The sequence below is a fragment of the Sedimentibacter sp. MB35-C1 genome (assembly GCF_030913635.1).
Classification (GTDB): domain Bacteria; phylum Bacillota; class Clostridia; order Tissierellales; family Sedimentibacteraceae; genus Sedimentibacter.
Genome location: NZ_CP133188.1, coordinates 2,023,254 through 2,044,867, shown reverse-complemented (window position 1 = coordinate 2,044,867; position 21,614 = coordinate 2,023,254). Strand labels below are relative to the sequence as shown.

The window sequence follows — 21,614 nt, the reverse complement described above, 5'->3', positions numbered from 1 at the left end:
AAAGAACTTTTTATCTAAAAATACAAATATTTTAGAATGTGCAAAAAACCGGCACAAATGCCGGTTTCATATTAGTCTTCCAATTCCTTTAATTGTTCAAAATCCACATCTTCCTTTTTATGCTTGATTGCTCCTTCTTCCACAACCTTAAGGTCAGATCCGTTTATTTCTTCTGCTTCATACGTTCCGTCAGGCTTGTGTATGTTGACCTTGGCAGTTTTGAATAATGGATTTACATCAATTACTATACCGTTTTTGTTAGTTCCCTTGACCAAAACTCTATCTCCCACATCCGGAAGCTCTTTTATATTTTCCTCATACACTTCATGCTCATAGTTTAAACAGCACATAAGCCTAGAGCATATACCTGATATTTTTGCTGGGTTAAGAGACAATTTCTGCTCCTTGGCCATTTTAATAGATACGGGATAAAATTCTCCTAAGAATGATGAACAACACAGTGGCCTTCCACATGGACCTAGCCCGCCTATCATTTTAGCCTCATCTCGAACTCCAATCTGTCTCAATTCAATTCTTGTTCTGAATATTGAAGCTAAATCCTTTACAAGCTCCCTAAAATCAATTCTTCCATCTGCGGTAAAATAGAATATTACTTTGTTGTTATCAAATGTGTATTCTATATCAACCAGCTTCATTTCCAGTCCGTGAGCTTCAATTTTTTTAAAGCACAAATCAAAGGCTGTTTTTTCCTTGTCCTTGTTTTCCTGATTTAGTTTTATGTCTTCATCGGTTGCTATTCTTAAAACTTTTTTTAAAGGCTGAACAATATCTTCTTCCTTCACAAGCTTAGGCCCTACTACAACCTGACCAAACTCAATTCCTCTTACTGTTTCTACTATTACATTGTCACCTTCGTTTATCCATTTCCTATCAGGATCAAAATAGTATATTTTCCCTGCCTTTTTAAACCTTACGCCTACTACTTTTATCATTTAAAGACCTCCTGAATCTTTAAAAGCATATTATCTATTGCAAGCTTATAGTTAACATTGCTCTTTATATTATCACATGTATACTGCATTTGTTCTATTAAATCTGTATTTCTTTTCATAATGCCGGAGTGAATTTCAGCAAGCTGAATGAAGTCCTTATTGATTACAAGATCAATCATGCCGTTTTGAACAAACATAATGTCTCTTATCCACACCATTATTATTTCAACAATTATATCTATATTATCTTTATTTTCTTCAAAGTAATTTTCTAATTCATAAATAATACCGGAATCTGAATTTACAATCTTGTCAAACAGCTTAATTATATCTTCTCTCTGCCTAAGTGTTCCGTCATTACCCTTGACCATTTCAATTGCTTTTTTCAGCACGCCTTTTGAATATTCTGACGCTAGTCCGGAAAGTTCCTCTGACGCCCCACAGTTTTTAATTAAAAATTCCTTAATCTTATCCTTGCTCATGCTTCTAAACTTCAGCATCTGGCATCTGGATACGATTGTAGGCAGCAATAAATTTGAATTTGTTGTTAAAAGTATTATAACAGAATCCTCTGGGGGTTCTTCCAGTGTTTTTAAAAATGTATTGGCTGCCTGAGTTGTCATTTGATGAACGTCTTTAATTATAAAAACCTTTTTACTCGATTCATAAGGTTTTTTATATACCGATTCTATAAGATTATCTATTTCTTCCCTTTTGATTGTTGTTTCGCCGCTGTTGATTACATGAATATCAGGATGGTTGTTTGAGTTAAACTTGACGCAGCTGGAGCATTTATTGCATGGTTCTGATGTAAAATTTTCACAGAATAAAGACTGGGCAAATATCAAAGCTGTTTCATACTTGCCCATGCCTTTTGTTCCTTCGAATATATAGCAGTGGGATATTTGGTTGTTATTTATCGCCTTTGCCAGCGATTTCATTATTTCTTCCTGGACTATTGCCTGGTCGTAAAACATTCTATCACCTAAATCTTCTCAAATCGCTCAATATTTGTTACAAAAACAACCGCTCCTCCAACTGTTACTTCGATTGTTTGAGGCAAATATCCTCCTACTGTGCTAAATGAACTGGGAGGTATAGCTGCCGTAATTTTCTTTTTTGATTTGCATATTTTTCTGATTATCTCTATTTCCTCATCAACCTTGTCATCTTCAACCAACGAAATTATTGTTGTGTTTCCGGAGCTTAAAAAGCCACCGGTTGACGACATCTTTGTGGATGAAAAACCATTTTCTCTCAATGCTGATATCAGTTTATTGGCATCATCATTTTGAACTATGGCAGTTATTGACTTCATAACAATTCCTCCTATATTGAATTTATTATTTCTTTTATATCTCTAAAAATTTCATTAATAGTCCGTTCAGCGTTAATTGTTTTAATTTCAGGGAAGAGAGGCTTAAGTTTGCCATATCCTCTGTATACTTTCTCATGGAATGAAATATCCTCATTCTCAAGTCTGTCTCCTCCGTTAATACGCCTTTTCCGTCTCAAACCCTTCTCAGGATTTACATCCAAAAACAACACTTTATCAGGTACAAGTCCTGCAATGGCAAAGTCATTGATTTTTTTCACTTCTTCAATTCCGATGCCTCTTCCAATCCCCTGGTAAACAAGGCTGGAATAAACGTATCTTTCGCTTATTACAATTTTACCTTCTTCAAGCCATGGCTTTATTTTTTCGGCAACCAGTTGTGCTCTTGCCGCAGCGTAAAGAAGAGCTTCTGTTCTGTAATCCATTTCTGTATTATTGTTATCCAAAATTATGTTTCTTACCTTTTCGCCTATTTCAGTTCCGCCAGGTTCTCTGGTAAATTCTATTTCTCTTCCATTTCCCCTGTAGTACTCACCTATTTTTTTTGCCATTGTACTTTTGCCTGAACCGTCCGGGCCTTCTAATACTATAAATATTCCTTTCATTTAACAACTCTCACTTGATAATTTTTGTCAACACCGTTAACATTAATGCTGTTTTCAAGCATGACTTTTACATAATCAACGGTGTCCTGTATAATTATTTCACCCGGGCAAACCAAAGGAATTCCCGGAGGATAAGGTATTATGAATTCAGCAGCAGTTCTCCCTATTGCATCATCCATATTTACCAGCTCGTTAACAGCATAAAAAGCCTTACGCATTTTTCTTTCGTGTTGCAACTGCGGGAAAGGTTCTATTTCAATGATTTCTCTCTTTTCCTTGCTCTTGCTTTCTTCAAGATAAATTTCCTTAACCGCGTCAAACAGTCTATCTATATCTACAATTTCATCAGTTGCCGTAATATATCCTACAGTATATTGCAAGTCTGCAAATTCCATCTGAATCTTATACTTATATCTAAGAATCTCTTGCAGCTCTGTACCTGTTATACCTAGTTCACTCATGCTGATTACGGCTCTCGTAGCGTCAAAATCATAACATCCTTCACCTATGAGAAAATCATCTTCTAACACATTGATTCCCATATTTCTTAGCTCAAGGGTTCTTCTCTTAAACACCTCGATATTTCTTTTTAGTCTTTCTTCCCCATGCTGATTCATCCAGTGCACAGCATTTTCTATTGATGCCATGAGCACATACGAAGGAGAAGTAGTTTGAAGCATTCTAAGCATTGACTCAATATTGCTTGTATCTACTCTGTCAGAACATACGTGTAAAATCGACCCTTGTGTTAAACACGGAAGTGTTTTATGTGTGCTTTGTGTAACAATGTCAGCTCCTGAACTTTCAGCTGACGGCGGAAGCATATCCTTGCAAAAATGCAAGTGTGATCCATGAGCTTCATCAATCATAAGGATTTTACCATACTTGTGAACTATTTCAGCTGCTTTTTTAATATCAAAGCAAATACCGTAAAATGTAGGGTATGTTAATACTACCATCTTTACATCCGGATTATCAGCCAGCATTTGTTCCAGTTTTTCCAAGCTGATGCTGAAATTCAAGCCATGTTTCTTATTAAATTCCGGATATAAATAATATAACTTTAAATCTCCTAATATACAAGCATTATAAACGGATTTGTGACAGTCTCGCTGCACAATTATCTTATCTCCGGGGTTAGTACATGCCATTATGGCCGATATAATTCCACAGGATGTCCCGTTAACGACCATGTATGATTTTTTAGAGCCATAGGATTCCGATATATAATCCAAGGCATCTTTCAAAAAACCTGTCGGGTAATGTAAATTATCTGTACCTAAAGTTTCTGTGATGTCATAAAAATTAAGCCTGTTTCCTATCTCGTTCAATATACCGTCTTTACCCTTGTGACCCGGCATATGAAAATTTGTATCTACCTCGCTTCGATACTGCTGGATCCCCGAAATAATATTAAGTTTCTTCATTGTTTATCTCCCGTTAAATATTGATACTTGAATAAATCAGAACTATGTTCCTGACTCATTGTTGTATATTGGGATTAGTACTCATCTCCTTCTTCATAATATTGCTGTCATTTAATAGTATTGTTATTTCTCTTTCTTGCAATGCTTTTAGTGGTGTGCACGGTCTCTACAACCAGCACAACCATTATTGATAATATCATGGCTACGATAGAAAAAAGAACAATGTATTCAATCCACATAATGCACCCTCTGTTATAATAATAAAAACGCTGTGAGTATCTTACAAAAAAGCTGCCCTTTGCATTTTTCCTTTTATATACACCATAGTATATAAAAATTAATAAGCGTTAATTCTATTATATAACAGCAACAATTTCTTGTCCAACAAAACTTCTTTATGCATTAAAATATCTTCAAATTTTAAGTATAAATATATTATTTGCTAAATCAGAAATTTTAGCAGCAATAATGCAATAAAACCGGGTATTCCTAAAATTCCCAGCATCAATGCGGTAAATATGTTCACTCCTATAAATATCCCCGTGAATTTTCCGAAAAAATTAAATATTATCAAAAATAATGCACCTAAAAATGAATTTAATATCAATCTGCCTAAAATTTTGAACGGTTTCACAAAAATCCATGATAACATAAAGATTAACATGACTCCGGCTGAATATGCCAGAACAATTCCTACATCTGCTATTCCCACGAGACAACCTCCTATTTACCTTTTTCTAAATTTTATGAAGTTGTCCTTGTTTTTATGCTTCATGATAACAAAACATACATTACATTAATGAGGTCCTGTTGTCAATAATTAATTTTAATTTGCATCAACTTTTTCGTTGATTTCAATATGAGGAGTAGAATTTTCTTCAGAGTTTATGCTTAATTCTTCCGATAATTTATCCGTCTTTTCAAGAAATGTTTTATTTCTTGCACCAGAATTATCACCAGATAGGTTAAATTTCAGCACTTTTTTTAGTCTATCGGGTAATAACATATATTTGTTAACCAAAAGAGCAATTAAAATTCCAAGCGTGGTGTCGAGCACTCTGTTAAATGTGTACATAACATAGCTGTCCTCATGCCCCTTGGTTACTAGAATAATAAGATAAACAACAGAGCAAATTACTACGGACTGCCGCATATCAATAGAAACGCATATCTCAATTAATACAATAATTCCCAGCGGTATAATAAATATTAAAAGTTCATCACGGCCGAGGGATGTGACAATGAACAATATAATAATACCTGCTACACCTCCGATTACTGTACCGATGATTCTCTCAATACCCTTTTTGAATGAATTTACAATTGTGTTCTGCATGCATATAACTGCAGCAATACAAGCATAAATTGAGCTTTCTCTGTTTACAAACTCGAAAAGCAGCAAACACATAAACACAGCCGTAGCTGTTTTAATGTTTCGCATTCCTATACTAGGGATTTTCATAACTACCTCCGTTTGCTATGTACTATAATTCCTACCCTATAATCAACCCATAAATCATATATTTCAAACACTTATATTGAAACTGTATTATAAAAATAAAGCCTTTCGGTTTACCCGAAAGGCTTTGTCTTCTATTTTAAGAAAAATTAGCCGGATCCTTAAAACTGAACTGGCTTATTAAATCCTGTTTGCAGTTCCAGAGTTCAGGAGAAAGATCCACATAATAACTATGAGGGTTAATAAACCTCTTGACTTCATTCCACAAGTTTGAAACCTCTTTCAGACAGTACTCTCTTATCTCATCCAGTGTAGGACTCTTATACACACATTCTCCTTTTATAAATATAGGTACCTGAAGGTTTTTTGCATAAAAGTCTTTAATTTTTTTCTTCTTCCATACATGTATTTCATCAAATATGGTATAGGGCTTTGTATCATCAATAGTTTCATGTGACAGACACACAACATCAGCAATAGGATTGTTTTTCTTTCTGTCATATAATCTCCAAACTCTCTTATAGCCAGGATTAGTTATCTTTTCTTCATTTTCAGATAATTTAATTTTAGGAATAATTTGTCCTTCATTCTCTATTGCCACAAGCTTGTATACACATCCAAATACAGGTTCGGATTTAGCTGTAATAAGTCTTTCTCCCACACCAAAGGAATCAATTTTTGCCCCTTGATCCAGTAAATCGGTTATTATAAACTCATCCAGACTGTTTGAAGCAACGATACCGCAATCTGTAAGCCCAGCTTCATCCAGCATTTCTCTGCACTTTTTACTCAAATAAGCAATATCACCTGAATCAATACGTACACCTTTCAGTCTCTTGCCCATTGGCTCAAGAATTTCTCTTGAAACCTTAATAGCATTTGGAATTCCACTTTTTATAACATTATATGTGTCTACCAACAATGTACAACTATCCGGATAATTCTCCGCATAAGCTTTAAATGATTCGTATTCGTTTTCAAACATTTGAACCCAAGAATGTGCCATTGTCCCAAGTGCCGGAACGCCAAACATTTCGTCAGCCAGCGTAGTTGCAGTCCCTGCAACACCTCCAATGTATGCGGCCCTTCCGCCATATATTGCACCATCATATCCCTGGCTTCTTCTCGCTCCAAATTCCATTATAGGCCTGCCCTTGGCAGATCTCACAATTCTGTTCGCCTTTGTTGCTATAAGGCTCTGATGATTAATTGTTAAAAGCATCATCGTTTCTATAAGCTGCGCATCTATAGTCTTGGCTCTTACTGTAATCAGCGGCTCTCCCGGGAAAACCGGAGTGCCCTCAGGTATTGCATAAATATCTCCGGAAAACTTAAAGTCCCTCAAATATTGTAAAAATTCTTCTTTAAACAAATTCTTATTTCTTAAAAAATCGATATCATCATCAGTAAACTTTAACTCTTTTATATATTCTATAACCTGCTCCAGCCCAGCAACTATAGAAAAGCCTGCTCCATCAGGGTTTTTTCTAAAAAACATATCAAAATAAACAATTTCATCTTTCATCCCGCTTGAAAAATATCCATTAGCCATCGTAAGTTCGTAAAAATCCATAAGCATGGATAATTTCCTGTCACTAAAATTATTGTGGTACATCAGTATTCTCCTGCTAAATTATTTTTTCTACTATTTCTATTCCACTGTTATGCATATTGTAAAGAGCAAACAAATTCATAAGATACCCGTCGTGAGCTCCACCATCATAAGTCTGCACACAATTCATAGGAATTATTACTCTTTTATTTTTATTTATTTCATTAAAATATGATTTTAAGCTTAATGCAAACTGCAAAACACAGATATCAGTAACACATCCTGTAATAATATAGTTATCAACTTCTTCTTCATTATTCGCAAGCCACTCTTTAAATATAGCGCTGTGAAACCCATTTGTGCTGTTCTTCTCTGCATATACGGTTTCAACCCCCTTGGAATCTTCATTGTCTAGTTCCTGTATCAGAGCAGCTTCCTCTGTTCCGGACACACAATGAGGCGGAAAATATCTAAACTCCTGGGAATCATTTTCATGACTGTCTAAAAAAAATATTTTTCTATAACCACTTGTTTTCTTATTCAACTCTGCAATATTATCTACAATCGATGCTACGCGGGGCGATGATAATGCTCCTGAATAAACAAATCCTACTACCATATCCATTACAAACAGGGCTGTTTTCTTCTTTCCCAGAGATTCCAAATCCAATGTCGTCCCTCTTAACTCCTGTTCCATTTTCTTAGCTGCATCCATAAAATCATCCTCTATAAATTTAATTTTTTTACAATCAACATATATTATAATTCGATAACCAAATTTTGTCAAAGTTAATTAATCCTGTAATATATTTTACAAAAATAAAAACCGTGACAGCACGGTTTTTATTTTTACTTTTATTTATTTTCTAATATTGTTAAATCACCTTGTATTGCTTTTGTAGGACATTTCTGTACGCAGACCATGCAATGTGTACATTTGTCGTAATCAACTTTTGCAAGGTTATCAACAACGTGTATGGCATCGAAAGCACAGTTCTTTTCACAGATTTTGCAGCCGATACAGCCTACCTTACACACATCCTTAACCGCTTTTCCAAAGTCTTTGTTGTTGCATCCAACAACCACATTATTCTTGTACGGCACAAATTCTATTACCGATTTCGGACATTCCGCTACACATTTACCGCATGCTGTACATTTTTCTTTATCTATTACTGCTATCCCGTCAACTATCTTAATAGCATCAAAGTCACAGACAGCAACACAGTTTCCAAATCCCAGGCATCCTCTGCTGCAGGATTTCGGTCCGCCCTGCACCGCAGCAGCAGCCTTACAGTCTCTTACACCGTCATATTCATATTTTTTAACAGCTACGCTGTCACAGCCCTGACACAAAACATGTGCGACCATCTTTTCTGTTTCTTCTGCCGATGTTCCCATAATAGCAGCTATCTGCTGATGCTTTTCACTGCTTGCCACAGGACAACCATTTACAGGTGCTTTTCCTTCAGCTATTGCAGCTGCCATACCGTCACACCCGGGAAAACCGCATGCACCGCAGTTTGCACCAGGAAGAATGTTTCTTATATCAATAATTTTCTGATCAACATCCACATGGAAAATTTTAGAGGCTACTGCCAATAATCCTCCGGATAGGACGCCTAATCCAGCTAATACTCCAATTGCCTTTACTATAACCATAATCTATTCCTCCTAAAGTTTTAATCCTGAGAATCCAAGGAATGCAATAGACATCAAACCTGCCGCCACTAAAGCAATCGGTGAACCTTTTAAGCAACCAGGAACATCTGCAGAATCAACTTTTTCTCTGACTCCCGCAAATAATACAATAGCCAATAAAAATCCTCCCGATGTACCGATGGAATATATCAATGCCTGAATAAAATTGTACTCATATCCAAAGTTATTGATAGCAACACCAAGAACCGCACAGTTTGTTGTGATTAACGGCAAATAAACGCCAAGTGCCTGATATAAACCAGGACTTGATTTCTTTAAGAACATTTCAACAAACTGAACCAATGAAGCTATAACCAATATAAAGACTATCGTCTGCAAATATTCAAGTCCAAATCTATCTAAAACAGCTGTCTGAATAATATAAGTTATTATTGATGACAGAGTTATAACAAATATAACTGCAATACCCATGCCTGCAGCAGTATCAATTTTTTTGGAAACTCCTAGGAAGGGACAAACTCCCAAGAACTGCATAAATATAATGTTATTTACTATAAATGATGAAATAAATATACTAACTAAATCCATTTAATATACCTCCTATGCTTTCTTTTTTCTTGTCAAGAAGTTAACAAGACCTATTAGCAAGCCTAATGCAATGAACGCTCCAGGAGGCTGAACCATCATCATCATAGGTTCATAACTTTCTCCCATAACTTGTATTCCTAACAAAGTACCGTTACCTATAAGCTCTCTTATAGCACTTAATACAACTACTGCGAATGTATATCCCATACCCATTCCTAAACCATCTATTATTGAATCAACGATGCCATTTTTAGAAGCAAATGATTCAGCTCTTCCAAGTATAATACAGTTAACAACAATAAGTGGTATAAATACACCAAGAGACTTATACAAATCATACGTGTACGCATGCATAAATAAATCTATTATTGTTACAAAAGTTGCTATTACTATTATAAATGCAGGTATACGAACCTCATCGGGTATAACTTTTCTTAAAAGTGATATAACAAAGTTTGATCCTATTAATACTACAGTAACGGCAACACCCATACCTATTCCATTCATAACCGATGTGGTTATTGCAAGTACAGAACACATTCCAAGCAGCTGAACAAAAACAGGGTTTTCTTTAATAAAACCGTTTGTTAATATTTTTCTCTTGTCCATCTCTACCTCCTATTTATTTACATATTGATTATAAACACTGATTGCATTATTCAAGGCGCTTGTAAATGAAACAGAAGATTTTGTAACACCTGTTATTGCATCATAATCTGTTATTTCGGTACTTGCGTCTTTTCCGATAAACTGGCTTTGGAATTCAGGTTCTGTTGTTCTTGAACCAAGTCCTGAAGTTTCCTGATGAGATAAAACGCTCATACCAGAAATTTTACCGTCTGCGAAACCTACGAATAATTCCATATCTCCACCGTATCCTGCAACAGTGCTCAATGTTTTCACAACGTATCCCATCTGATTGCCGGAATCATCAACCGCAACATATAAATCTTCAAATTTTGTGTTCTCTGATTTAATTGTTTCAACAATCGCCTGATCTTCATATGGTTCAAACATTGTAGAACCAGGCATAACAGCCTCAAGAACCGCAGGATCCATACTTGCTTTTAATTCAGCCTCAGCAATTTTATCCTTTGTAAAATCATTTACAAATGCAAGAACACCGCCTGCTATAGCGCAGATTAAGCATAATACTCCACCGAGTTTAAATATATTATTTTTCATTTTTACCTCCTGCAACTCCAAATACATTAGGGGTAACGTACTTATTAATTAAAGGAGTGATAACATTCATTAGAAGTATTGAATAAGAGACTCCTTCAGGGTATCCGCCGATTTTTCTTATTAAAATCGTAAGAGCACCCGCTCCTACTGCATAAATAATTTTACCTTTATCTGTAATAGGGCTTGTTGCATAGTCTGTAGCCATAAAGAAAGCACCAAGCATCAGTCCGCCTCCGAACAAATGATACAAAGCCATGCTTCCGCCGTCAAATATCAGTGCTAAAACCGCAACAGTTCCTATATAAAATACAGGGATAATCCATTTAATAGTTCCTCTGTATATTAAGTATAAGCCGCCTAGTATTATTAATATTGCTGATGTCTCTCCAATGCAGCCCGGGATGTTTCCAAGAAGCATATCAAAAATTGAAGGTAACTGTCCTGTTGAACCACCTTTAATCAATGTTAAAGGAGTGGCAGCAGAAACAGCGTCAGTAACAGGATCTATAAATCCGCCTGTCATATGAGTTGACCAAGATGACATCAAAAATGCTCTTCCAGCTAATGCTGGGTTTACTATATTGAACCCTATTCCTCCAAAAATCTGTTTTACTATTGCAATAGCAAAAACAGATCCCATAACAGGCAACCACCATGGTGCTGATGCGGGTATGTTGAATGCTAATAATATTCCTGTTACAACCGCACTTAAATCACCAATTGAAACCGATTTTTTCATTAATTTGTTACATATATATTCTGTTATAACTGCTGATATAACTGAAGCCACCACTAATACAACTGAATTAAATCCAAAATAAAATACACTTGCTACTAATGCCGGCAGCATTGCAATAATTACGTCCAGCATTAAACCTTGAGTTGTTTCATTCGATCTAATATGAGGTGACGATGAAGCAATTAATTTGTTTTCCATCTGTATTTCCTCCTATTTTACCTTTCTACGTCTTGCTAAAATTTCTTTTTTTGCAACAGATATAGTTTCTTTCAACGGTCTTTTTGACGGACATATGTAAGAGCATCCGCCGCATTCTATACAATCTGCAGCATGGAACTCATCAGCAGCATCAAAATTCTTTTGAATAGAATATCTACTGATTTTATATGGCTGAAGGTGAACAGGACATGCTTCCAAACATCTTCCGCACATAATACAGTTGGATGGTTCCCCAAGATCTGCCTCTTTTTTGCTGAACGCAAGAATTCCTGAAGTGCCTTTTATAACGGATACTTCATCTGTAAATTGTGCAAATCCCATCATAGGTCCGCCACTTATAAGCTTCCCAGGTTCTTCCTTATATCCTCCGCATTGTTCAATTACATCTTTGTAAGAAGTACCTATTCTAACATAAAGGTTCTTTGGATTTTGAACCGCACTTCCTGATACAGTAACAACTCTTTGTATCAAAGGCATGCCTGTTTTAAAAATATTGCCTATTGTAGCAACAGTGCCGACATTTTCAACCACGCATCCAACTTCCATAGGAAGTCCGCCTGATGGTACTATCCTTCCTGTTATGGCATTAATTATTCTCTTTTCGTCTCCCTGAGGGTACTTTATTTCCAATGGAGCAACTTCTATGCCTTCCTGTCCTTCAACTGCCTTCTGAATTATTTCTATTGCATCAGGTTTGTTCTTTTCAATTCCGATAAAGCATTTATCAACACCAAGAGCCTTCATTATTGCTTTAACACCCAATAATACAAGCTCAGGTTTTTCAAGCATTATTCTATGGTCGGCAGTTAAATAAGGCTCACATTCTGCGCCGTTAACAAGTAAAACATCAATTGGCTTGTCTTTTGGAGGACTTAATTTAATGTGAGTAGGGAATGTTGCCCCTCCCATACCTGCCATACCGCCTTCTTTGATTATTGATAAGATTTCTTCTTTTGTAAGGTCTTCAATGTTTCCTTTCGGTTGAACAGATTCATAAACCTCAAAATTGCCGTCTGATTCTATTACGATGCAATTAACTTTAGAACCGTTCGGCACATAATGCTGCTCAATTTTTTTAACTGTTCCTGATACGCTGGAATGTACCGGTACTGACATAAAGGCTTTTGATTCGCCTATTTTTTGTCCAACTTTTACCGTATCTCCCACAGCAACTAATGGGTCGCATGGTGCTCCTATATGCTGTGATAAAGGTATAACAACAACTTTAGGATCAACTGCATTCTCAATTGGCACATTTTGTGTTAGCGTCTTGTTTGTGGGTGGGTGGACTCCGCCCTTAAATGTAAACAATTTTGTGCTCATATTTTCACCTCTTGTTTTAATGTTTTATATAAGTGATATATAAAAGTTATTTAATAATCAAACAAATCGATTATATCAGATAATCGACAACTTTTAAACACCTTTTTTGATTATTTTTTTAATTATTATTTAAATTTCTAATTATTTAAAACAATTATTATCGATTTGCTCCGTTTTCCTTGTTAAATAATAGATATACTTTTTATATTTTCATTAACATACTCTTTAACCCAGAGTAAGATTTTACCGCTCTTTATGCTGGCACCGTCAAGCACTTCTCTCACTTCAGTAGTGTTCAAGGAAAATGTTCCCTCGTCGGTCTTATGATTGTATATTAATTCACATTCTTCGAGGCTATTGACTATTGTCATAATTGTGTCACCCATATTTCCAAGGGGCGCTCTATCTATATTATTTCTTTCAAAACAGCATTTAATTACTGTCCCCTTACCTATTTCCGAATTTATTTCCATGCTTCCGTTGCATCTTTCACATGCTTCCTTCAGCATTGGTATGCCCAGCCCCACCTTTCTTGTTGTCCTGGTAGTAAAAAACGGATCAGTTACAAGCTTAGCTGTTTCACTGCTCATACCTATTCCGTTATCCTTTATTGTAATTATTAAACAATTATTTTTAATGCTGTCGTATATATTGATTTCTATTAATGTTGCTCCGGCTTTAATGCTGTTCATTACAATGTCAAGTATGTGCATTGATATTTCTTTCATGATCCCTCCGTACCGCAGTCATTTAACAAACTGTTTATAAAAAGGTATTTGTAAATCTCATCTGCATTGTTAAGCTCAATACTGTTTACTGCCTCTGATATATCCGTTAAATAATGTGCATCTGAATTTTTTATGATGTTGTATTTTTTTATAACTTTTTCATTTATTTCCGATTTAGAGTGAATTTCCACAAAATTGATTTTAAGTCCTGGAGGGATAAACCCAAGTATACCCAGGACACTGTTAGATTTTTTATTTATATGAGCAGGAATCATTGTTCCACAATGTTTATGAGCTAAAGAACACACTTCTTCAAGCGAATAGCCTGAAGCACTCAGCAAAAGCTTATCCAAAGTTCCCGTTACTTCATCTTTGTTGTTGTAAATATTCTGCTGCCCAAAAATTGATGGAATGTTTTTTATATCCGGAAGAGAATCATATATTAGTCTTCCGAAGTCCATCGCCCTATCAAGTTTCATGAAATAGCAAAGAGCATGTACTTCTTCCTTTGTAGTAACCTCAATACCCGGTATAAATTTAATTCCTCTATTGTCACACAATTGTAAAAACGAAGGAAGATTTTCAGTAGTGTTGTGGTCTGTTACTGAAATAATATTTAATCCTTTTATATATGACATGTTTACAATATTGCTTGGAGTCATATCTTCGCTTGCACATGGCGACAAATCAGAATGGATATGCAAGTCATAATAATATTTCATTTTATTCCCATGCTTTGCAGCCTGCATGCTGTTTCATAGGCGCTTTCTTTCGATTTATACAGAGGAATTCCGTGTTCCTTTGCCTTTTCAATTGTTTCCTGCTCAACCTCCATGTCCTCAACTACAATAATGCAGGACAAATCCAGCAGTTCAGCAACAGCTACTATGTTAACATGTGTTTGAATTGTTATCCATGCATAGTTCATTTTTGCCTTTGACATCACTATGCTAAGCAAGTCACCTATATATACTCCTTCTATTTCAATATCGTCTTTTGAATCATATAACTGATATAAATCCATTTTTTTTGCAAAATCTATAATTTTCATCTTCCCTCCTCAGTTATTTTGTTGGCTCTCAACACTACACAATTATAAAGAGTTGATTCATTATTATATATATCCTCTGCATGAGCATAACAGGTTGGCGCTCCACATGAGCCACAGTCCAAACCGGGAAGTTTATCATATATTTCTTTTATTTTTTCTCTTTTGATAATTGCTTCCTTCATATTAAATTTCCCTTGGTTTTCTTCCGGCTTAAGAGAAAATTTAAAGACCCCAGACTCATACATTTCATCAAATTCATCAAGTTCTTCTATTATGCTCTCATCTTTTGTGTTTCCCAAAATATAATTAATATTGCTTTGGGCTATAAACGGATTTATTACATTGAACGTCCCTCCTACGCACCCCTGAACACAAGCAAGTGTCTCAACATAATCAACATTAGTAAGATTTCCATTTTCTACTTCGTCAAGAATCTGAATTATGTTTTCCATCCCGTTTACGGCAATATAATTTGTAAGCCCAGCTGATTCCGATTGACCTCCCGATACAGCCCATTTTGTACCGTTCAGTGAAGGATGTGAGCATAATCCGTTGTCACCCTTAACCAATTCTCTGTATAATTCTCCGTAAATAGTATTAAGAGGTATAACCCAATCCACATACGGCTTGTAATCACCAACAGGATCCGTTACCGCAAGCAGCTTGGCCGGGCATGGTGAAAGGTAAAACACACCGATTTCGTCATCTTTCAGGTCCAGTTTCTTTTTTGCTTTTTCTCTGGCAAGCATTGCTGCAATTACCATTGGCTCCTTTATCAAAATCAAATGATCCATTAACGAAGGATATCTGTTTTTTATTAATCTTACCACTGCAGGACAGTTTGTAGAAATAAATGGCCTTATTTTTTCTTCATTAATTTTTCTTTTTATGGCCATTCCTACCATTTCAGCCGCCCAGCTGGCATCATATACAGAATCAAATCCCAGTTTTAGTATGGAATTCTGAACCTTACATATATCAGTTCCTTTGGGAAACTGTCCGTATAGCGGTGTGGATGAAATTGCAATTTTATGTTTATATGATGAAAAATGCATTTCTTCGTACCATTCAATTGGCTCAGGCGTATACGCATTATATGGACAAACCTTTATGCATTCGCCACAGTGTATGCATTTGTCATTATTTATGAAAGCTTTTCCATCCACCAGCCTTATAGCTTGTGTTGGACATCTCTTGATGCAGTTTGTACAGCATTTACATTTATCCTTATCAAACATTATTGAAAAATTCATGTTTGCCTCCTATAATAAAATAGTAATTTTAATAACCGTGCCGTCACTGCTTGAAGTAATTTCAAAGTCATCAGAATATTTCATCATATTCGGCAGACCCATGCCTGCGCCAAAACCAAGTTCCCTGACACTTTCAGTCGCAGTGGAGTATCCTTCAGTTAATGCAAGCTCCACATCTTTAATTCCGGGACCGGTATCCTGAGAAACAATAACTATTTTATCTTCATACAAATCACAGTGAAGCTGACCTCCATATGAATGTATTACAATATTTATCTCCGCTTCATAAGATGTAATAGCTATCTTTCTGATAAGATTTGCTTCTATTCCCATTGACTTTAGTAAATTCTTGATGGTGCTCGACCCCTTGCCGGCAGCTATGAAATCATTTGCAACGATGTCAAAGCTGTAACGCTTTAAGAAACTTTCAGTCATCCGATTCTATTCCCTTCATACCGTTTAACACTAATTTTCCGCATGTTTTAAACATGGTATAATTTGTTGCAAGTACCGTTATTGAATTCTCCCGTGCAAGCTCTATTACTTCCTTGCACGGCTGCTTGCCTCTTACAAACAACACAGTACACATGTCCAACATCTCTGCAGTTCTTATAACCTGACCATTGTTTAATCCGGTAACAAGCAGCGACTCACTGTTGGCATATGCCAGTACATCACTCATCAAATCACTTGCAAATCCATGTTTTATGTCAGTATCATCCTTACTAAAATCAGTCAGTATTTCAGCGTTTAAAATTTCAGCCATCTCCTTAATTTTCATAAAGTCCCCAACTCCTATACTTATTTTTTTATAAAAGAAACATTGCTGTCAACATAACAGTTATTCATCATCTATCAGCTTTTTCATTTAAAGCTGATTGGTTTATTTAACCGATTTACGTTACAGTCTTCCGATTAATACATTTGTTATTTGTTTGTCAAATAACATTATGCCTGTTTTGAGTAAAGGATTTCCATATTGCATTATGCACACTTTAACTATATATTATAATATAATTATAATCCATTCAGGAAAATATTACAAGAGAATTAAGGTCTGAATTTTTAGTATTCTTACCATGAATATTCATATTATACCATAATTTTCTTGAAAATTTCTCTTTACAAATTCCTTTGCATCACTTATAATAATAAAGCAGTTCGCGGTCGTGGCGGAACGGCAGACGCACTAGCTTGAGGGGCTAGCGAATGTATATTCGTGGGGGTTCAAATCCCCCCGACCGCATTAAGAAAGACATATCCACATAAGTGTTGGATATGTCTTTCTTGTATATACCATGCTCTGTTTTTATCTAACAATATTTATCTTGTCGGTTTCATTTTCTTGACTTTGAGAAAACGTCATTATATAATAAATTTATTGCAAATGATACGCATTTGCAAATACTTGGATTTATATTTGCACACCAAAATATTGGAGAATTTTATGGCTACAGATATTTAAAAAGCTTAATTCAAAATCTCGTATTTTTTCAGAGTCTTTGGATAAAATTAATTCGAATGAACTTTTATTACATACAGACAAGCTATTCAGCATAAATGAATTAAAAGACAAGATTAACTTTATGGAGCAAAACGCATCAGGAACTATTCTCAGGGCAAAGGGAATTTTGTGCAGTGAGAACGGATATTTAAATTTACAATACATTCCGGGAAACATTCAGTTGATAAAGTGCACAGTTGAAGGCAGTCCCATATTATGCATTATAGGCAAAAACTTAAGCTCTCGTGAGCTTGAATATATTTTTAGCGGAGAACAATAATGAGCATACCTGTTTATATAGCTACCGGATTTCTGGATTCCGGAAAAACAACCTTTTTGAACAATTTGCTAAACAAAAATGAATCCAAAGAAATAAATATTCTTGTAGCACAGTTTACAAGACGGTTTATTGGAAAGCTATTGTTTACCATATTTGCAGTATTCTTTTTTGCGGTATTTATGTTTTCAATGGGAGGTATTTAGATGAAAGCAAGATCGTTCAACGCTCAGGTTTTTTTAGAATTTATTTCTTATTTGATTTTCGGCGGATACATGTTTTATTTTATAACAAGTGACAAATATCTTTTGTATGTTACCCCCAAAATGAAACCTTATCTGTATTTTACTGCGATAATTATGATTATATGGGCATGCATGAGCCTTTTTAGAATGTTCAGACCCCATCACAAAATACGCGCTTTTCACTTCCTTGTGCTGGTGCTTCCATCCTTGCTTCTGTTATTGCCCCACAAGCCTCTTGATATGGCAAATCTGGCATCAAATTACGCAGGAGGCAGTACTTTTTATCAGGGAACTTCCAATAGGAGCAACAATCAAGCTTTGTCAGACAATTCTGACTTTAATCTGGATTCTATACCCGGCATTACTGAAAATGATTTTGGTGGAGAGGAAATCACTCAACCTGATACTGCTAATTCATCACCTGAAGATACCGTTCCTTCAAGCGAGGACAACAGCCTTGACCTTACCGGCTTAGATAAGGAAAATAAGATAATAACTGTGAGCAACGAAGAATTTTACCCGTGGATTGCAGAGATATACGGAAACTTAGATGCTTATGAAGGCTATATGATTACAATAACAGGTTTTGTATTCAATGACATGGAGTATTTCGAAGAGGATGAATTCGTAGCTGCCAGACTTGCAATGGTATGCTGCGCAGCTGATCTGGCTCCTATCGGAATACTGTGCAGGTACGACAAGGCATCTGAACTTGCATCCAATGAGTGGATAACTGTAGAGGGTGAAATTATCAGAGGTCAGTACGAGGGGCAGGTCGAACCCCAAATAGCTGTAACATCTATTATGCCTGCCCTGGAAATTAAAGGTTATATTTATCCTTATTAATTAGGAGGTTCGATTTTTTCAGTTTTAATGTATTATAACAGCAATTTTTTAAGTATATGCTGTTATTTTTTTAAGTTTAGTTGTATTGCAAATAATTTGCATTTGCAAATATAATTATATTACTCACTGTTATAAATGTAAACAACTTTTTCATAATAAAATGACGACTAGTTTTATACAATAAAAAATCGTCATTTATTTGATGCCTCCTATTGAATCGTTATATATTGTCTACTTACATAGCCGTCTGTTCCGTTATATAAAACTCTATACCAGTCCCCAACCTGCTCTGTAACTGTAACCACCGTTCCATTTGGAGCCATACCTATGACTGGTGCATTTAGAGACGGTCCGTTTCTGATGTTTAAGTAACCACTTGATAACGTCACTCTTCCGGTCCTTGCGGCACCCGGTTGCATTTCGGGCTGAACCTCGGGCTGAGCTCCTGCAAAGAATTCATTTACCGATTCAGCCAAAGTTCTTGCAATTGTATCAATATTATTCTCTATCCAGTTTGCATCTTCTACATTGTCATGATAAGCAACTTCAATTAATACCGACGGTGCAGATGTTCTTGAAACTTCTCCCAAGCTCGTTGTAGCTACTGCTCTTACTTCATTGGGAAGCGGATATACTTCTCTGAAATTATCAACCATTATATTAGCCATTCTTTGGCCGTTTGTACTTGTAGGGTAATAGAATACTATAACACCCCTGTTTCGCCCTTCCTGTCCCGGACCTGATGCATTTGAATGAATCGCTATATGAAAATCAACATCTCTAGAATTTGAATCTCTGAGCGAAGAGCCCGCTGTCATTTCAGGTGTATTTCTGTAGTAATCTATCCCAAACTGCTGAAGATACGGTATCATTGCATCAGCTATCATATTCATAAAGTATTCTTCGCTTCCGTCACCTGTAACAAACATGTTAAAGTCCTGTGTAGACGGACTTAAATATACTGTTGGCATTATAACCCTCCATTTCTAAACTATATGTTCTATTTTATGCAGGGCTGGATATGACTGTTCTTTTATTTTCAATAATTATCAATTTATTATTATTTCAACATATAATAATTATAGAACCGGGGGGATTTTAATGATATGCAAATTATACGATTTTATAAAAAAAGAAATATATATTATTATATTTATATTCTGTGTGCTGATTGTTGTTCTGTCAATAACATGACTGCAAAAAAGGGCAAGCCGTGGTTTCCCACGGCTTGAGGCAAAAAATTTAAGAGGCATTTATAAATTCTCATTTACAAATGTAATTCTATTATACCCTATTTATAGATTTTTTCAAATATTTTTTTTGATTTTTTGATTAATCTTCATAATAAGCTGATTTTATTTTTTAAACTTGATCAAATTATATTTTTTTCTTATTGTTTTCTCTATTAGCATCCTGTTCTCTTCAAGTATTCCCTTTAGCCCCATCAAAATTAAAAGAAGGTACAGATAGTTTTCATGCATATGTATTATTACTAAAAATAATACAATAAAAAATGTATTGGTCATTATCATATACCTGCATACGGATTTTATATTCAAAAACATTTCCAAAAAAGCCTTACAGATATTTCCTCCATCTAAAGGAACTATGGGTATCATATTTATCACTGCCAAAAAAAGATTTATGTCTGCAAATTCTTTATACTCGGTTTTTGTAAATATAGAGTACAGGCATATATTGCATACAGGGCCTGACAAAAATAAAAACAATTTTTTGTACAATGCCAGACTTTCCAGCTCCGCATTTAAATTGAAACCAAAAAGTGTAATTTTGATTTTGTAAAATTTTATTCTCAGTATAAGAGCAGAAATTAAATGTGCTGTTTCATGTGCAGCCAATGCAATCAGAATGAACATTTACATTTTATTCGTTCATTTTAAACAATTTAGATGGATTTAAGGATTCACCGTCTTCCCATATTTCTACATGCAAAAGCATATTTTCTTCATTGAGAGCTCCTATTATATCTCCCTGTGAAACTCTGTTTCCTTCACTGACAAAAGCCTCATTTATTTTTCCATATACAAAAGTTTTTCCGTCATCTTCAATGACTACATAGTTTGACAGCTTTTCATTATTCCCTATCTGAGTTACCTTTCCTTTTGAAATTGCTCTTACAGATTGAGTATTTGATATAATATCTAATCCGTGGTTGTAGTATGAAACATTTTCTGTTTTATTAAGCCCGTAGTTTTGATATATTTTCCCGTTAACCGGAGCAGAGTATTCCGCTGAATCTTCTGCTAAAAACGGGATTTTATTTTTTAACCCCGTAAAAAATCCAAAAAATGAACTTTTTATTTTTGCAGGTTCGATACTTTCGCTTATCTTTTCATCAGCAGTATTTAGAAATTGTTCAGATAAATTCGTGTCCAGCTGCTTTGTAACAATTACAGCTGCAACCAGCACAATGCTGAATATTATCTGCAATGCTAATTTTCTGTTAAGCTTATCTTTTCTTTTTAAATTGAATTTTTTTCTGGTAATTTTATTCATTTCACCCACCCCTTCCATACATTTTATTAAAATGTTAGTACTTTATTACAAAATATCGCAGACAAGTCATAAATAATTTGACAAGGGAACTGGGGGTTAAAAAAGCAAAAAACTTTTGACATATGCAAAAGTTTTTCATTTTCTA

Annotated in this window: 28 protein-coding genes and 1 tRNA gene; 4 read left to right on the top strand and 25 right to left on the bottom strand. The window is 35.2% G+C overall.

The window, feature by feature from the left end:
* Positions 1–71: 71 nt before the first annotated feature.
* The 22 genes from RBQ61_RS09765 to RBQ61_RS09660 form a co-directional block, all read right to left on the bottom strand.
* Positions 72–953 carry a stage 0 sporulation family protein gene (locus tag RBQ61_RS09765; protein WP_213925204.1) on the bottom strand — a complete coding sequence of 294 codons (882 nt, stop codon included), beginning with the start codon at positions 951–953 and terminating at the stop codon, positions 72–74.
* Complete coding sequence (gene holB, locus RBQ61_RS09760) at positions 950–1,930, bottom strand: DNA polymerase III subunit delta' (RefSeq protein WP_308137139.1); 981 nt, start codon at positions 1,928–1,930, stop codon at positions 950–952. Before holB ends, RBQ61_RS09765 begins: the two co-directional genes overlap by 4 nt.
* 8 nt (positions 1,931–1,938) lie before the next feature.
* A complete protein-coding gene (locus RBQ61_RS09755) occupies positions 1,939–2,271 on the bottom strand; it encodes a cyclic-di-AMP receptor (RefSeq protein WP_213925206.1) in 333 nt (110 codons plus the stop codon).
* Between the two features lie 11 nt (positions 2,272–2,282).
* Positions 2,283–2,894: a dTMP kinase gene (gene tmk, locus RBQ61_RS09750; protein WP_308137138.1), complete on the bottom strand. Its 612-nt coding sequence runs from the start codon at positions 2,892–2,894 to the stop codon at positions 2,283–2,285.
* Positions 2,891–4,321 carry an aminotransferase class I/II-fold pyridoxal phosphate-dependent enzyme gene (locus tag RBQ61_RS09745; RefSeq protein ID WP_213925208.1) on the bottom strand — a complete coding sequence of 477 codons (1,431 nt, stop codon included), beginning with the start codon at positions 4,319–4,321 and terminating at the stop codon, positions 2,891–2,893. The genes tmk and RBQ61_RS09745 overlap by 4 nt, the downstream gene beginning before the upstream one ends.
* 107 nt (positions 4,322–4,428) lie before the next feature.
* Positions 4,429–4,560, bottom strand: a complete 132-nt coding sequence (locus RBQ61_RS09740) for a hypothetical protein (protein ID WP_308137137.1) — start codon at positions 4,558–4,560, stop codon at positions 4,429–4,431.
* A gap of 203 nt (positions 4,561–4,763) precedes the next feature.
* The gene (locus RBQ61_RS09735; RefSeq protein WP_213925209.1) at positions 4,764–5,033 is read right to left on the bottom strand and encodes a pro-sigmaK processing inhibitor BofA family protein; all 270 of its coding nucleotides are present in this window, start codon (positions 5,031–5,033) and stop codon (positions 4,764–4,766) included.
* Between the two features lie 114 nt (positions 5,034–5,147).
* Entirely contained in the window at positions 5,148–5,783 is a 636-nt protein-coding gene (locus RBQ61_RS09730; protein WP_308137136.1) for an aromatic acid exporter family protein, read from the bottom strand.
* 136 nt (positions 5,784–5,919) lie between these two features.
* Positions 5,920–7,395: a nicotinate phosphoribosyltransferase gene (locus RBQ61_RS09725; protein ID WP_308137135.1), complete on the bottom strand. Its 1,476-nt coding sequence runs from the start codon at positions 7,393–7,395 to the stop codon at positions 5,920–5,922.
* 13 nt (positions 7,396–7,408) lie between these two features.
* Positions 7,409–8,047, bottom strand: coding sequence for an isochorismatase family cysteine hydrolase (locus tag RBQ61_RS09720; RefSeq protein WP_308137134.1), 639 nt, complete (start codon positions 8,045–8,047; stop codon positions 7,409–7,411).
* A gap of 140 nt (positions 8,048–8,187) precedes the next feature.
* Positions 8,188–8,994, bottom strand: coding sequence for an RnfABCDGE type electron transport complex subunit B (locus RBQ61_RS09715; RefSeq protein WP_308137133.1), 807 nt, complete (start codon positions 8,992–8,994; stop codon positions 8,188–8,190).
* A gap of 12 nt (positions 8,995–9,006) precedes the next feature.
* Positions 9,007–9,582 (bottom strand): electron transport complex subunit RsxA, encoded by a 576-nt coding sequence (gene rsxA, locus RBQ61_RS09710; RefSeq protein ID WP_308137132.1) that lies wholly within the window; start codon positions 9,580–9,582, stop codon positions 9,007–9,009.
* A 12-nt stretch (positions 9,583–9,594) separates the two neighbouring features.
* A complete protein-coding gene (rsxE, locus tag RBQ61_RS09705) occupies positions 9,595–10,191 on the bottom strand; it encodes an electron transport complex subunit RsxE (protein WP_308137131.1) in 597 nt (198 codons plus the stop codon).
* Positions 10,192–10,200: 9 nt separating this feature from the next.
* Positions 10,201–10,767 carry an RnfABCDGE type electron transport complex subunit G gene (locus tag RBQ61_RS09700; RefSeq protein WP_308137130.1) on the bottom strand — a complete coding sequence of 189 codons (567 nt, stop codon included), beginning with the start codon at positions 10,765–10,767 and terminating at the stop codon, positions 10,201–10,203.
* Positions 10,757–11,704, bottom strand: coding sequence for an RnfABCDGE type electron transport complex subunit D (locus tag RBQ61_RS09695; protein ID WP_308137129.1), 948 nt, complete (start codon positions 11,702–11,704; stop codon positions 10,757–10,759). The genes RBQ61_RS09700 and RBQ61_RS09695 overlap by 11 nt, the downstream gene beginning before the upstream one ends.
* 12 nt (positions 11,705–11,716) lie before the next feature.
* Positions 11,717–13,048, bottom strand: a complete 1,332-nt coding sequence (gene rsxC, locus RBQ61_RS09690) for an electron transport complex subunit RsxC (protein ID WP_308137128.1) — start codon at positions 13,046–13,048, stop codon at positions 11,717–11,719.
* A 182-nt stretch (positions 13,049–13,230) separates the two neighbouring features.
* A complete protein-coding gene (locus RBQ61_RS09685; protein ID WP_308137127.1) occupies positions 13,231–13,776 on the bottom strand; it encodes an ATP-binding protein in 546 nt (181 codons plus the stop codon).
* Positions 13,773–14,498, bottom strand: coding sequence for a PHP domain-containing protein (locus RBQ61_RS09680; protein WP_308137126.1), 726 nt, complete (start codon positions 14,496–14,498; stop codon positions 13,773–13,775). Before RBQ61_RS09680 ends, RBQ61_RS09685 begins: the two co-directional genes overlap by 4 nt.
* Positions 14,495–14,827 carry a serine kinase gene (locus RBQ61_RS09675; protein WP_308137125.1) on the bottom strand — a complete coding sequence of 111 codons (333 nt, stop codon included), beginning with the start codon at positions 14,825–14,827 and terminating at the stop codon, positions 14,495–14,497. The genes RBQ61_RS09680 and RBQ61_RS09675 overlap by 4 nt, the downstream gene beginning before the upstream one ends.
* On the bottom strand, positions 14,824–16,080 hold the full coding sequence (locus tag RBQ61_RS09670; RefSeq protein ID WP_308137124.1) for a [Fe-Fe] hydrogenase large subunit C-terminal domain-containing protein: 1,257 nt from the start codon (positions 16,078–16,080) through the stop codon (positions 14,824–14,826). The genes RBQ61_RS09675 and RBQ61_RS09670 overlap by 4 nt, the downstream gene beginning before the upstream one ends.
* Positions 16,081–16,089: 9 nt before the next feature.
* A complete protein-coding gene (locus RBQ61_RS09665) occupies positions 16,090–16,515 on the bottom strand; it encodes an ATP-binding protein (RefSeq protein ID WP_308137123.1) in 426 nt (141 codons plus the stop codon).
* Positions 16,508–16,861 carry a DRTGG domain-containing protein gene (locus RBQ61_RS09660; RefSeq protein WP_308137122.1) on the bottom strand — a complete coding sequence of 118 codons (354 nt, stop codon included), beginning with the start codon at positions 16,859–16,861 and terminating at the stop codon, positions 16,508–16,510. The genes RBQ61_RS09665 and RBQ61_RS09660 overlap by 8 nt, the downstream gene beginning before the upstream one ends.
* A 382-nt stretch (positions 16,862–17,243) precedes the next feature.
* Here RBQ61_RS09660 and RBQ61_RS09655 point away from each other — a divergent pair.
* The 4 genes from RBQ61_RS09655 (at position 17,244) to RBQ61_RS09640 (ending at position 18,952) form a co-directional block, all read left to right on the top strand.
* A tRNA-Leu gene (locus RBQ61_RS09655) sits at positions 17,244–17,326 on the top strand.
* A 256-nt stretch (positions 17,327–17,582) separates the two neighbouring features.
* On the top strand, positions 17,583–17,864 hold the full coding sequence (locus RBQ61_RS09650; protein WP_308137121.1) for a hypothetical protein: 282 nt from the start codon (positions 17,583–17,585) through the stop codon (positions 17,862–17,864).
* A complete protein-coding gene (locus tag RBQ61_RS09645) occupies positions 17,864–18,067 on the top strand; it encodes a GTP-binding protein (protein ID WP_308137120.1) in 204 nt (67 codons plus the stop codon). Before RBQ61_RS09650 ends, RBQ61_RS09645 begins: the two co-directional genes overlap by 1 nt.
* Positions 18,068–18,952 carry a TIGR03943 family protein gene (locus RBQ61_RS09640; RefSeq protein WP_308137119.1) on the top strand — a complete coding sequence of 295 codons (885 nt, stop codon included), beginning with the start codon at positions 18,068–18,070 and terminating at the stop codon, positions 18,950–18,952.
* Between the two features lie 209 nt (positions 18,953–19,161).
* Here the strand turns inward: RBQ61_RS09640 and RBQ61_RS09635 are convergent, their stop codons facing one another.
* From RBQ61_RS09635 to RBQ61_RS09625, 3 genes are all read right to left on the bottom strand, one after another.
* Positions 19,162–19,923, bottom strand: coding sequence for an SH3 domain-containing protein (locus tag RBQ61_RS09635; protein ID WP_308137118.1), 762 nt, complete (start codon positions 19,921–19,923; stop codon positions 19,162–19,164).
* A 384-nt stretch (positions 19,924–20,307) separates the two neighbouring features.
* A complete protein-coding gene (locus RBQ61_RS09630) occupies positions 20,308–20,829 on the bottom strand; it encodes a site-2 protease family protein (RefSeq protein ID WP_308137117.1) in 522 nt (173 codons plus the stop codon).
* Positions 20,830–20,836: 7 nt separating this feature from the next.
* Positions 20,837–21,469 (bottom strand): M23 family metallopeptidase, encoded by a 633-nt coding sequence (locus tag RBQ61_RS09625; RefSeq protein WP_308137116.1) that lies wholly within the window; start codon positions 21,467–21,469, stop codon positions 20,837–20,839.
* Positions 21,470–21,614: the final 145 nt, after the last annotated feature.